Below are 15,945 nucleotides of genomic sequence, written 5' to 3' on the forward strand. Positions count from 1 at the left end.
TTCATCTTATTTTTTTGTTGTTTCAACATATATCTTTTAACTTTATAATTCGTTAGCATAGTTTCTTTGTTAGCTCCCTCAACATAAATTAGTACAAAAAACTAAAAATCTAATTATTAGATTCTAAAATTCTATTAATTAGTTTTTATTGATAAGAAATTAAAGTATTGAGTTTCAGGTTAAGCAATTTCTAAACAATAAAGTTTAGAAATTTTTGAAGTCAATTTGGGAAGAAAGGCCTCGAAAAGAGGTCTTTTTTAAGTCAAATCTGCACATTCGGCCTTAAAATGTTAACATTTTAAGCATTTCGTCGTATTTTTTTGTATTTCGTCTTTTTTAAGTCTACATTTCGACCATATTAAATTAAGTGTTTGCGTTGACTCCAAATCTCCCCTTCACTAATATTAAAATCTTAACCGAAACTAATGACTTATTTCAACCGCTCCCTCAACTTACTTATAGGCTTAATTTGTAGTTCTGTTTTTGCACAACAAATTTCTATAGATAATACAGTTTCCCCTCAAGACTTAATTCAAAACACCCTCATACAAGGTTGTGTAGAAGTCTCAAACATTTCATCACCTTCAAATGGCAACCTAATTGGCTTAGGCAGTTATGGATATTTTGAACGTGGTAATTCTAATTTCCCATTTAACAATGGTATTGTACTTACCACAGGTAATGCTTCATCTGCAGGAAATGGTCAAAACAATACAATTTTAAACGAAGGTGACCCAACTTGGCTAACCGATAATGATTTAGAAACCGCATTAGGTATTTCAGGAACTGTAAATGCAACTTCTATTGAGTTCGATTTTGTTTCTATTTCAAACCAAATTCAGTTTAATTATATATTAGCTTCAGAAGAATACTTTGGAAATTTTCCTTGTGAATATTCAGATGGTTTTGCCTTTTTAATTAGAGAGGCTGACTCTAACGATCCTTATACCAACATTGCTTTAATACCAGGAACAACTACACCTGTAAACACAAATACAGTACACGATGAGATTGTTGGATTCTGTCCGGCTTCAAACGAAGAATATTTTGAAGGTTATAATGTAGGTGACACAAACTTTAATGGGAGAACAACGGTACTATCTGCTACTGCAGCAATTCAACCTGGTTTACAATACCAAATTAAATTGGTGATTGCAGATCAAAATGATCAAAATTATGATTCTGCGGTATTTATTGAAGGGAATAGTTTTGATGCCTCTGTAGATTTAGGTGAAGATTTTTCTACTTGTGCAACAAGTGTACATTTAGATGGAAACATTGATAATGCTAATGCCGTTTACAGTTGGTATTTAGACGATGTCTTACTGCCTTCTGAAACCCAAGCTACATTAACGGCTTTACAAACGGGAAATTACCGCGTAGAAATTCAACTTCCTCTTGCAGGAACCTCTTGTATTATTGAAGATGAAATTCATGTTTCATTAAGCTCTACACAAACCTCAGACCCACTATCAGATTATCTTCTTTGTGATGATGCGACTCAAGATGGTGTTGAAACTTTTGATTTATCTACTAAAGATGCTGAAGTATTAGCTTCGGTGCCTTCATCTAGTTATTCAATTTCTTACCATTATAGCAATACTGATGCGATTAATAATAGTAATGCAATTACAAGCCCAATTCAAAATACAGATAATCCACAACCTATCTATGTAAGAATTGAAGATACAGTAAATGGGTGTTTAGCATTTTCTACATTTAACTTAATAGTAAATAGCAAACCCATAATTGCAAATCCTACACCTTTAGACATTTGTGACGATCAATCTGCTGATGGACAAACGGCTATGGATTTAAATTTTCTTAAAGATAACGAAATTGCATTAGCACAATCTGAGTTAGTAGTAACTTATCACGGCTCTGCCAGTGATGCTGAAGCGGGTATAAACGCTTACCCAATGCCTTATACCAACACAAATCCTAATGAGCAACTATTTGTAAGTGTTAAAAATCCTGAAACAGGCTGTATTAGTACAACAACATTAGATATTAATGTGGTTAGCACTCCTGTTATAAATATGGAGCCACACTTATTAGATGCCTGTGATACCAACCATGATGGTATTGGGCAATTTGATTTAACGACTATTATCCCTGAAGTATTAGATGGGTTAACAGATGCAACTGTAACCTTTCACACAAGTGAAGAAGATGCTACTGCAGGAATAAACCCTATTTTAAATGACACTAATTACACCAATGTTAGCTTAGAAGAAGAAATCTTATATATAAGTGTGCAAAACAGTACTTCTGGCTGTGCTACAATTGCGCCGATTGAACTTCACACTAATTTATTATTAACCGCTACAAATATTAGAGATGTTTCATTATGTGATATTGGTGATGATGGTGTTGAAGATTTTAATTTTGAAAACATTGCTGTTGGTATCATTAATAATTTACCAGATATTGAAATTGTTTTTTACGAAACTGAAACCGATAGAGATAATCAAACCAATCCTATCGACGTCACTTCGCCTTATGAGTCACAAGCTAATCCGCAAACTATTTATATCACATTAGAAAGTCCAACTTGTTTTGAAGTTGCTGAATTTGATTTAATATTATATCCTATAATTCAATTTGAATCAGTGGTAAGCTTAACCGTTTGTGATGAAGATCAAGACGGATTTACAGCTACAGATTTATCAACATTAAATCAAGATGTCACCAATGGCGAAGAAGGATTTAGTGTTAAATACTTCCCTACAGAACAAGATGCTATTGATGGTACTAATGCTTTACCAAACGTGTATACTAACACTTCTAATCCGTTTACATTATTCCCAAGAATTACATTTACAGAAACGGGTTGTTATGATTATAATTCGTTTGAAGTAACTGTATTACCGGCTCCAGAAAGCGAAAAGCCTTTAGATATTGTTATCTGTGATGCAGATAGAGATGGCTTTTATACCATAAATTTAAATAATAGTATTCCTAATTCTATTTTAGCAACACCAGACCGAACAGTTACTTTTCACAACAGTTTAGCAGATGCAGAATCTGGCACAAATGTCATTAATAATACGTCAAGTTACGAGGCACAAACTGAAATAATCTATATGAGTGTCAAAAACACCAATACAGGTTGTTATGCTATTGAAGAACTCGATGTTATTGTGAACACACTCCCTTTTGTTGGTAATTTATCTAATTATGTCAATGAGTATAACTTCTGTGAAGATGAATCGGATGGTATCGGTGAATTTCTTTTTGAAGATAAAGATGCTGAAATCTTAAATGGACAAACAGGAAAAAAAGTGTCTTACTATCTTAATCCTACGGATGCAGAAAACAAAACGAATCCTATAGATAAAACGAATATCTACGAAAACATCAGTAACCCACAACAAATCTATGTAAGAATTGATAATATTACAGACGAATCTTGTTATGCAACCTCATCATTTACAATTGAGGTAGGAACAAACCCTTTATACAATGAGCCTACTGATCGATTTGTTTGTGACGATAATGTTGCTGATGGCTCTGTATTACATGACTTTTCTGACATCATTGATGAAGTGTCAGCTGGGATACCAGATATTGAGAGTGTAAAATTCTTTACCTCTGAAATAGACGCTAGAAATAACACCAACGAAATACCTGTACAGTTTGCTAATACTGTAAATCCGCAACAGATATATGTTCAAATTGATAACGGCACCATATGTCAGTCTATCACCTCATTTGTTGTTAATGTTATAGAAACACCAAGTGTTTCGCCAATAGACCCTATTATTGAATGCGATGATGATACCGATGGTTCTCTTGTATTCGATTTAACTGTTGCAGAATCAAATATCTTAGATGTAAGACAATCTGATATCACGATTAGTTATTATGCTAATTTTGAAGATGCTGAAGCTGAAATTAATAAAATATCAAACCCTGACAGCTATACAAACATATCAAATCCACAAACGGCTTATATCAAAGTTACCAATACAGTATCTAATTGTTTTGTCACATTTCCAATTGAGTTAATCGTTAATCAACCACCGATTATTAATGATTTTGAAACCTATACAGTTTGTACCACTGAAGACAATATGGTAGATTTAACAGAAATCAACCCTATCGCTACAGATGTTAATTACAATGTATTATTTAGTTATTTCGATAATGAAGCCGATGCTATTGCCAACACCAATGCATTAGATACAAATTACACCTATCAAACTGATTATGACACTTTGTATGTAAGAACAGAATACAGCACGACCCATTGTTCTACCTATTATGAATTCAATTTAAAAGTAGACCCTTTACCAACTGTTAACCAACCCGGAGATCTCACCAGCTGTGATGATAACTTTGATGGTATTTTAGAATTTGATTTAACACAACAAAACGCCAGTATTTTAGGGAGTCAAAATCCTAACATATTCGCAGTAACCTATCACCATTCAGAGTCTCAGGCTCACGATAACAGTACTGCTTTAGAAACCGATTATATGGCCTATGATGGTGAAGTAATTTACACACGTGTAGAAAATACTGCTACAGGCTGTTACAGTATCGGTCAGTTTTCTGTAGTAATAAATCCACTGCCAATTATTGATATAGAAGACCAAGTCATTTGTTTAGATAATGGGCCTTTATTAGTCTCTGCAAACACCAATTTTCTAAATGACACTTATTTATGGTCTACTGGAGAAACCACACCAGAAATTGAAATTTCAACTGTTGGTAGTTATTGGGTAAAAGTAGAATCAGAATTTGGTTGTGAAAGCACCCGTTATTTTGGAGTATCAGAATCTGAAGCTGCAACGATTGAAACTACTGAAGTTGTTGATTTTTCAGACCCTAATAATGTTACCGTAACCATTAGTGGTATTGGAAATTATCTATATCAGTTAAACGATTTTGAACCGCAAGAATCTAATGTATTCGATAATGTTCCTATGGGTTACAACACCGTAACTATTATAGACCTTAATGGGTGTTCTAATATCACCAAAGAAGTTTTAGTAGTTGATTTCCCTAAATTCTTTACCCCAAATGATGATAATGTTAATGATACTTGGCATGTTGTAGGGATTGAAACCTTACCAGGCACAATCATCAATATTTTTGATCGCTACGGTAAACGCCTAAAGCAAATTGGTTATAACACACCAGGTTGGGATGGTAATCTTAACGGTGCCCGACTACCAACAAGTGACTATTGGTACGTTGCAGATGTACAACGTGGCTCTATTTCTTTTCAAGTAAAAGGACATTTTACACTTAAACGCTAAAGTTATTTTTTTCTATATTTTTTCATAAATTAAATTGTTAGTCTAGTCTTAAAAATCCCCAGTATTGGGGATTTTTTCATTACGTATTCTCACTTATATTGCAGAGTTACTAATTCATTAGAATTGTAACTCTGCTATTAATTAAAATATAAACTGTGAGATTAAGATATATTATACCCTTTGCTATAAGTGTTTTAAGTCTATGTAATGGTTATTCTCAACATATAAATACAGACGATTCCATAGCTCTAGAACAACTTATTCAACAAAACCTTGGACAAAATTGTGTTGAAATTTCAAATATCGCTTCCAATGTCAATGGAAATTTAAACGGCTTTAACAGCTTTGGCTATTTTGAACGTGGTAATTCTAATTTCCCTTTTGATAACGGCATTATATTATCAACAGGAAATGTAAATTCCGCAGGAAACACCGTCAACACAAACCCTTTAAATGAAGGTGACGATACTTGGGGAAATGATATCGATTTAGAAAATGTATTAGGCATTGATGCGACTCTAAATGCAACATCAATACAATTTAACTTTGTCTCGGTGGCTAATCAAATTCAGTTTAATTATATTTTAGCTTCCGAAGAATACCAACAGGAATACCCTTGTTTTTATTCCGATGGATTTGCTTTTTTAATACGAGAAGCTGGTTCTGGCGATACGTTTTCTAATATTGCCGTAATTCCTGGTACGTCTATCCCAGTTAATACTAATACAGTTCACGACTTAATCCCAGAATGGTGCGAGGCAGAAAACGAAGCTTATTTTGAAGGCTATAATGTAGGTGACACCAACTATAATGGTCGTACTGTTGTACTTTCTGCTACGGCTACAATTATTCCTAATGTAGAGTATGAAATTAAACTGATAATCGCAGATCAAACCGATCACAATTTTGATTCTGCTGTTTTTATTGAAGGAAATAGTTTTAATGCCAACGTAGATTTAGGTCAAGACATTACAACCTGTGGCGATTCAGTAACCTTAAACGGAGATATCCAAAATCCACAAGCATCTTATCAATGGTACCAAAATAACACACCGCTCGCTGGTGAAAACAACCCAGAATTACAAGCTGTTGCTTCCGGAACCTATAAAGTTGAAATTACAATTCAGCTCAACGAAACCTCTTGTGTTATTGAAGACACTATAGAAATAACACTCGATTCCGAACAATCTTCAACACAAATATCAGATTTTATTTATTGCGATGATGCTTCAAATGATGGTGTAGAAATCTTTGACCTCACCGCTAGAAACAATGAAGTTTTAGCTTCAGTACCACCATCTACTTATAATATTAGTTACCACTACTCTAGCGAAGCTGCCGAAAATAATAACAATCCTATTATTGGACCAGTTGAAAACACAAGTTCGCCACAAGCTATATTTGTTAGGATTGAGGATGTAATTAATGGTTGCTTAGCATTTTCTACGTTTAACCTAGTGGTCAATCAAAAACCAGAATACCAAGAACCAGACCCAATTATTGCTTGCGAAGACCCTAGTTTAGACGGTTATACATTTGTGGATTTAAATATGGCCAGTAGTCAGATTAATAATGGAAATACGAATCTGTATGTCACTTATCATTACTCACTTCCTGAAGCTGATTTGGGTACTAACCCTATTTTTTCTCCTTATGTTAATTATAATACCTCAGAAACGCTATTTGTGCGTATTTACGATAGTACTACAGGTTGTTATTCTACAACTTCGGTTTCAGTTGAATTTCAAGATACACCTCCAATAAACTTAGACGATCAATGGATTGCATCTTGTGGAGAAAATGAAGAAGGCTTCGAGTTTTTTGATTTAACTAGTATCATCAATTTTGTACTACAAGGCGCCACAGGTTTAGAGGTCACTTATCACCGTTCGGAATATGAAGCGCATTCTAACATCAACCCAATTTCTAATCCCGAAAATTATCAAAATGAGATTCAATTTTATCAGGTAATTTATATCCGTGTACAAGATCCAACTACAGGTTGCTATGCCTTAGTAAACTTAGAATTACACACGGCGATTATACAGTCTGGCTTTTATGATGAAGCCTTTATCGTTTGCGATGATGTATCTAATGATGGTATCGCTGACTTTGACTTAAGCGAGATTGAATTAGAATTCACTAATGGTTATGATGGCTATGAAATTGTATTTTATAGCAGCGAAGAAGACCAAAATAATGGCACTAACCCACTAGATGAAACGATGCCTTATACTGTTAGCAACAATGGCACTACCATATATGCAACGGTCAACTCTGGTGAATGTATTGAGTTTGTAGAGATAGCCTTAGAAGTCTCACCTGCTGTAGTTTTAACCCCTCAAATAGTTGATTATTGCGATGAAAATGATGATGGCTTTACGGCTTTAGACATGAATACCTTAAATAGTGCGGCCAGCCAAGGAGTACAAGCTGCTAATGTAAAATATTATCTCACCGAAGCGGATGCTATTAATAATGAAAATATACTTCCTGGTTATTATTACAACACCACAAACCCACAGTTTTTTTATATAAGAGTGACCAATGCACAAACGGAATGCTACGATATTTCTACACTACAGGTTAATGTGGTGGGCGCTCCAACAATTATGTATCCAGAACCTATAATTGTTTGTGATGATAACAATGATGGTATAGCAACTGTGAATTTAGAATCTAAAATCCCAGAAATCGTAACGGCCACTGCAGGTTTAGAAATTTCATTTTACAATGATTATAATTTTGCTATTGAAGGTGATACTGAAAATGCAATCGCAACCCCAGAAAACTACACGACTTCCACTGAATATATTTTTGCTCGTGTAGCAAATGAATCATCGGGCTGCTATAGTCTTTCTGGTTTTTACACTTATATAAATACAGTACCTGAGTTTATTCCTATTTCAAACTTTGAGAATTGTGAAGCAGATATAAGCGGTGTTGCTGATTTTTATTTCTATTTAAAAGATGATGAGATACTCAACGGTCAACCCGACAAACAAGCGCTTTATTACGAAACAGAAGCTGATGCTATTGCTGGCATTAATCCAATTGACAAGTATTCGGCATATCAAAATATAACAAGTCCTCAAACCGTATATGTTAGAGTAGAAAACTTAACAGATCCCGATTGTTTTGACACCTCATCGTTTGAGTTAGAGGTTGGCTCCATTCCTATTTTCAACGTTGCAGAAAATATATTGCGTTGTGATGACATTAGTAATGATGGTTTAGTAACCGTAGATTTAAATGAAACCATAGCTCAAATGTCTGCTGGAAGTCCAGAAACTCTAGATATTACATTTCACGCCACAGAATACGATGCTGAAAACAATTTAAATTCTTTACCCTTAGAATACACCAATAGCACCAACCCACAACCGTTATTTGCTAGAGTAGATAATGGCAACTATTGTAAAGGCGTTTCGGCTTTTGAAATCAATATTATTTCGGCACCTATAGTAAACCCAACCGTTCCAATGGTTCAGTGCGACACGGATTATGATGGCTTTGTAACTTGGGATTTGTTAATTTCCGAAGAAGAAATATTAGATGTAAGACAAGATAATATCGAAGTGCATTATTTTGAAACCTTAGACGATCTAGAAGCTGATACAAATTCAATTACATCTCCAGAAAACTATACCAATATTACCAACCCACAAACCGTATATATTAAAGTAAATAATACAGTAAGCGATTGTTTTGTTGCCGTTCCTTTAGACTTAAGTGTGAATCTTCCACCTTCATATAATGATTTTGAAATCTTTGAGATTTGTGATAACCCAACACAAAGTTTTAACCTTTCAGAAATAGAAACAGCACTAATTGATACTGAAACTGAAGCCATCCTCAGTTATTATGAAACTTATGATGATGCTGAAAACAGCACCAATCCATTAGCTACAAATTACACTTACCAAACCACAGGTGACACTATCTATGTGCGTTTAGAAGCTCCAATTACAGGCTGTTATTTTATTTACAATTTTACGCTTCAAGTTAATCCGTTCCCCATTGCTAATCAACCCAATAACATAGAAATTTGCGACGATAATTCTAATGATGGCCTAGCCTATTTTGACTTAGAACTGCAAACCAATACCGTTTTAGGCTCGCAAAATCCAGATGATTTTACCATAACCTACCATTTAAATCCTAATGAAGCTGAAACGGGAGAAAATGCAATTATAACAGAACATCTAGGATCAGACCAACAACTAATTACAGTACGAATTGAAAACAATGACACAGGCTGTTTTAGCACAACCAACTTTATGTTAATTATTAATGCTTTTCCTAATAATCCAGAACCGATTATTGTATGCGACAATGATTATGATGCCATAACAACGTTCAACTTAACCCTTGCCGAAGCTGAGCTATTTACAACACCTAATCCCAATCGTGTAATCACTTATTTTGAAACCATAACGGATTTACAAACTGATGATAATCCCATTTTAAATCCTGATAATTACCTCAACTTAAGCAACCCACAAACTGTTTATATTAAAGTATTCAATACCATTGCCGATTGCTATACTTATGTGCCATTGGAATTACGCGTCAATCTTCCGCCTGCAACAAATGCTTTTGAAGTGTTTGATATTTGTGAAAACGAGACTAATAGTTTCGATTTAACCACGATAAATCAAGTCATTTCTAACAGCAACTACAATGTTCTCTTTAATTATTTTACTTCTGAAGCGGATGCTAATGCTAATGAAAATGCATTAGATACTAATTATACGTACACAAGTACAAGTGATATTATTTATGCGCGTGTTGAATTTAGCACTACACATTGTTATTATATTTATCCTTTTGAACTCAATGTAAATCCATTACCATCAGCCAATATACCCGAAAATCTCACCAATTGTGATGATGACTTTGATGGTTATGTTAATTTCAATTTAAGTCAGCAAGATGCGTCTATATTAGGATATCAAAATCAAAATAATTTTAGTGTTACTTATTTTAGCAATCACTTAGATGCCAATGAAAATATCGCGCCAATTAATAGTGAAACTTATCTAGGATATAATAACGAAATTATAACTGCACGAATTGAAAACAATACCACAGGCTGTTATAATCTTGTTGATTTTTCATTAGTTGTGAACCGAAAACCTTTTGTTGATATTCCTGATCAAGTAGTTTGTATAGATAATTTACCATTAGTTGTTTCAGCTGAAACGTTTTACGCTGCAGACAGTTATTTATGGTCTACAAATGAAATTAGTTCAGAAATTGAAATCACAGAAATTGGCACTTATTCGGTTACAGTAACCTCAGAATTTAACTGCACAACAACCAAGACTTTTAATGTTACCGAGTCTGAATCTGCAACCATAGAACTTGCTGAAACACTTGATTTCTCTGACCCTAACAATATTACCCTAACCATAACTGGCATTGGCGATTACCTCTATATATTAGATGATGGCGATGCTCAAGATTCTAATGTATTTGAAAATGTAACCTTAGGTTATCACACCATAACGATTATTGACCTTAACGGTTGTGCCGAAGTAACTAAGGAAGTAGTGGTAATAGATGCACCACCATTTTTTACACCAAATCATGATAATAGAAACGATACTTGGCATATTGTTGGTATTGAAACGTTACCAGGTAGTATCGTTTATATTTTTGACCGCTATGGCAAACTAATAACACATTTAAAATCAGACGATCAAGGTTGGGATGGCACTTATAACAGCTATAATATGCCTGCTAATGATTATTGGTTTCTAGCAGAAATTCATCAAGGTAATACATCCTTTGAAGTAAAAGGGCATTTTTCTTTACGTCGTTAAATGGCTTCGAGTCTAAAATTCAGATTTTTAAAACTCAGAAAAGCAAGCTAATTTCTTTAACATCTTTATAAATACAAATAAAAGATAGATCCCTATATTTGCAATCCCTTAAGTAAAAGATGAAGCAAATAATAGTTTTAGCTGCCCTAATGGCAGCCTTGTTTACGAATGCCCAAAATATTACGGTAGACAGCCAGTCCTATACACCTCAACAACTTGTAGAGGACATCTTGATAGATAGCGATTGTATTAGTAACATTAACGTAACCAATGTGGTTGGTGGTGATTTTAATGGTACAGACCAAAGTTATGGTTTTTTTGATGCTTCTGGAACCACATTTCCTTTTCAAAGTGGTATCGTTTTAAGTACAGGCCGACTGAATAATGTTCCTGGTCCCAACAATAATTTAAGTGATGATAATGCCAACAATTGGACTGGTGACGCAGATTTGGAAAATGCCTTAAATGAAACAGGAACCATAAATGCAACAATCCTAGAATTTGAATTTACCGCGGTAGCACCACAAGTAAGTTTTAGATATCTTTTTGCTTCAGAAGAATATCAGGAAAATGATTCTAACACCTGTCAATATTCAGATTTATTCGGGTTTTTAATTCGTCCTGATGATGATCAAACGCCCTATGAAAATATTGCTATTGTACCAAATACAAACACACCTGTAAAAGTAACAACCGTCACGCCAGGAATCCCTGGTAGCTGTCCTCCTGAAAACGAAAGCTATTTCGGTAGTTTTAACGGTAGCAATGCGCCAATAAATTTTAATGGACAGACCGCAATTTTAACTGCCACTGCTAATGTGATTCCTAATGAAACGTATCACGTAAAGCTAGTGATTGCCGATGAGCATAATTACCGCTATGATTCTGCTGTTTTTTTAGAAGCAAGTAGTTTTGAGCTGTCTTCAGACTTAGGCCCCGATTTACTTTTGGCAACTAATAATGCATTATGTGAAGGCGAAAGTATTGAACTTAATGCTTACCAAGATGGTCAAAATACTTACGACTGGTTTAAAGATGGAGTATTAGTAACTGAAGCTTCAGGTTGTAACACTTGCGGAACTTATGCCGTATCAGAATCAGGAACCTATACCGTAGAAGTGACTTTAGCCAATGGTTGTATTGCTTATGGAGAAATTGTAATTGAATCGGTACCATTACCCATCGTTTCAGATGCTATTTTAATTGAATGTGATGCTAATCAAGATGGTTTCACTACCTATAATTTATTTGATGCTACAGATAGTTTAACCAATAATGACCAAAGCCTATTCGTCTATCGTTTTTACTTAAACGAAGCAGATGCCATAGCAGATAACAACCCCATACTAAACCCTGGTACATTTGAAAACACCACAATTAATCAAACTATTTTTGCACTTATAATTAATCAGGCAAATTGCGTGAGTGTTGCTGAATTAGAATTACAAGTGTCTAATAACACTATAAATATTCCGGATTTACAAGGCTGCGATGGAACTATTACAGATGGTTTTACAACTTTTGATTTATCTGAAATAGAAGCATCCATCTTAGACCAAATACCTAATGATTCAGAAGTTAGCTATTATGAAACTGAAGAAGACGCTTTTAACGAAACCAATCCGCTTCCTAATACTTATGACAATACCGTAGCAAATTCACAGACTATTTATGTAAAAATTAGTAATAACAATCAGTGTTTTGGTATATCAATGGTTAATTTAAATATTCTGTATACGCCTTTATTAGAAGCCGATGAAACGCTTATCTATTGCGAAAACGCATTAGAACCTTTAACTATTTTTGGTGGTGTACTTAATGATTTGCCTAATAATTATTATTACAAATGGCAGCTTAATGGCGTCACTACTGAGGTAAACACTTTATTTTACGAGGTGACAGAACCAGGTGATTACACCGTTATTGTTACAGATCCAAACGGCTGTTCTTCAAGTAGAATTATAACGGTTGAAGCCTCTGAATTAGCCACTATAGAAAGTGTTAGTGTTGTTGGTGTTGCCCCTAACAATACCGTTACAATTTCTGTTTCTGGTAATGGAGATTATGAAATTGCTTTGGATGATGAAAACGGTGTTTATCAAAATACTTTTACATTCTCGAATGTTACACCAGGTTTTCATACCGTTTTTATTAGAGACCTCAATGGCTGTGATACTGTTGAAGCTACCATTTCGGTTTTAGGTTTTCCTAAGTTTTTTACACCAAATGGCGATAGAGACAATCCTACATGGCAAGTTATTGGTAACAATGAACAATTCAATCAAATAGTAGCGATTCAAATATTTAATCGCTACGGAAAACTAATTACTGAACAAACAGCTCAAAGTGCTGGTTGGGATGGAACTTTAAATGGTGAGCCGCTTCCAAGTGATGACTATTGGTTTATTGCTAGTTTTATGGATGGAAAAACATATACTGGACATTTTACATTGAAAAGATAAATTCTATTCAATAATTTTAAACTAAAATAGCAATTGTACTTTTACGCACAAAAAACAACTTTAAAATTTTAAAAAATTATAATCAGCTAAATGCCAAGCCATTTAGATTGTAGAACAAATACACTTCATGTTATTTATTAGCATTTAATCTTTTGTTGTTTTTAACAATCAGTACCATTTTATCTAAGTAATAATTAGAATAACTATTAGGTAACAAATAGAAATATTAAATTACATACTTTTGCGACCCTAATTTTTTTAAACTAATAGATGAACTATAGCTTTTTACTTTCAACACTCGTTTTAATTTTAAACGGTAATTTTTTTATTGATAACGCAAGTAGTACCAATTACAGAACAGAAAGCATTGCTTGTCCGGCTCCAATAATAAACACATTTAGCCCTTCAACTGGCCCAACAAACACAGAGATTACAATTAACGGCAGTAATTTTAATGAGACAACTACTGTAGATTTTAACGGTATTAACGCAAGCTTCACCTTAATAAACAATACTGAAATTACTGTAATTGTTCCTCCTGGAATCGCAAATACTACTCCTATTACACTTACCACTTCTGGAGGCTGTAATACTACAACCACTACTAACTTTTCTCTATTAAATTCTGATTGTAATTCTGCCGATGAGATTTACATCTCAGAAGTTTACGATTCCGATGGCGGAAGTTATGGTGTTATTGAACTCTATAACCCAACCAACACAGCCATAAACCTAAATTCAACATACGAAGTACAACGTTTTGGAGATATTGGCAATGCTTTACCAAGTGCTACAATCCCTTTAGAAGGTTCTATAGCCCCTTTAAGCACTTATATTATTGAAATGGGTAATAATGGTAATACTTGTAGTGGTTTAACTGCGGGGATATTTGTAGCTGCAGGGATAAATGAAGACGACGAAATTAAATTACTAAAAGATGGAGCAATCATTGATGTGATGCATACTGATGATGAAATTGGCTTCAGCTTTATTAGAAATGCAGATGCATCGGCACCGAGTTCAACATTTAACCTCAACGAATGGTTATTATTTGAGGATGAAGATTGCTCAAATTTAGGATTACATACAGCTGATACTGGTTTTACTCCAAATATGACACATCCAACCAATCAGAATATTTGCGAAAACGCAACTGCTACCTTTTCAGTGGCTATAGATACAGGATCGTATTCGTACCAATGGCTTGTGCTTAACAACTCCGGAAATTGGGTAAACCTAAATAATGACAGTAATTACTCTGGGGTAACAACCAATACTTTAACGATTACAAATGCTCCAGCGAGTTTTAATGGGTTTCAATATTACTGTATAATTACATCTGGGAGTTGTGATTTTATTTCAAATACAGCCCAACTTGTGGTTTCAAATCCTGAAGTAGATACGCTGGCTAACCAAACGGTGTGTTTTAACTATACCTTACCTGAGTTAACCAACGGAAATTATTATACGGGAACTAATGGAACAGGCACTCCACTCAGTGCTGGAACTGTGATATCTGCTTCGCAAACCATTTATATTTATAACTCGGCTGGCACATCACCTAACACCTGCCAAAACGAATCTAGTTTTACGGTTTCTATTAGCGGAAATCCACAGGTAAGTGTTATCGCTGATCAAACGGTGTGTTCAGAATATGTGCTTCCTAATATCAACAATGGAAATTATTTTACTGCACCTGATGGTAATGGGACACTTTTAAATGCTGGTGATACCATTTTAAACTCACAAACAGTATATATTTTTAATACGGTCGGCGTTGCACCTAATAGTTGTACTAACGAAAGTAGCTTTGAAGTTGTAATCTATCCTTCTTCAGATTTTACATTAACTGCTTCTAATATTAATATTGAGGACGATTCAATAACGATATTAATGTCTGATGCTTCAATAGTATACGAATATGCAATTGATAATTCGAGCTTTCAAAGTGAAAATACATTTACAAATATCTCAGAAGGAGCACATACATTATATGTACAAGATGCTAATGGGTGTCTTATGAAATCCATCGATTTTGAAATTGAAACTTTAGCAACAGAACTCATAATACCTCGAGGTTTTTCGCCTAATAATGATAACACAAATGATTGGTTTAACATCCAAGGTTTATACAATGTTTACACCAACCATAAACTTGAAATTTATAACCGATACGGTACATTAATTTTTGAAGGAAACAATACTAACAAATGGTATGGAATAGCTAATAAAGGTCTGATGAATACCAATAATGTCCTTCCTGTTGGCACATATTTTTATGTTTTATATTTAAATGAGCCTCATACAGATTCTAAACCTTTTACAGGCTGGGTTTATCTTAACAAATAAAATCAATTATAGTTTATAGTTTTTTAACGATTAACATGA

Annotated in this window: 4 protein-coding genes; all 4 read left to right on the forward strand. The window is 34.2% G+C overall.

Annotated elements, in window-relative coordinates; genetic code table 11:
• Positions 1–425: 425 nt before the first annotated feature.
• The gene (locus tag HM982_RS08130) at positions 426–5,267 is read left to right on the forward strand and encodes a T9SS type B sorting domain-containing protein (protein WP_179352647.1); all 4,842 of its coding nucleotides are present in this window, start codon (positions 426–428) and stop codon (positions 5,265–5,267) included.
• A gap of 155 nt (positions 5,268–5,422) precedes the next feature.
• On the forward strand, positions 5,423–11,095 hold the full coding sequence (locus HM982_RS18645) for a T9SS type B sorting domain-containing protein (protein WP_179352648.1): 5,673 nt from the start codon (positions 5,423–5,425) through the stop codon (positions 11,093–11,095).
• Positions 11,096–11,214: 119 nt separating this feature from the next.
• Positions 11,215–13,557 carry a T9SS type B sorting domain-containing protein gene (locus HM982_RS08140; RefSeq protein WP_179352649.1) on the forward strand — a complete coding sequence of 781 codons (2,343 nt, stop codon included), beginning with the start codon at positions 11,215–11,217 and terminating at the stop codon, positions 13,555–13,557.
• A gap of 270 nt (positions 13,558–13,827) precedes the next feature.
• Positions 13,828–15,906 carry a T9SS type B sorting domain-containing protein gene (locus tag HM982_RS08145; protein WP_246296652.1) on the forward strand — a complete coding sequence of 693 codons (2,079 nt, stop codon included), beginning with the start codon at positions 13,828–13,830 and terminating at the stop codon, positions 15,904–15,906.
• The last annotated feature ends 39 nt before the right edge of the window (positions 15,907–15,945 follow it).

The sequence above is a fragment of the Winogradskyella vidalii genome (genome assembly GCF_013403955.1).
Lineage (GTDB): Bacteria > Bacteroidota > Bacteroidia > Flavobacteriales > Flavobacteriaceae > Winogradskyella > Winogradskyella vidalii.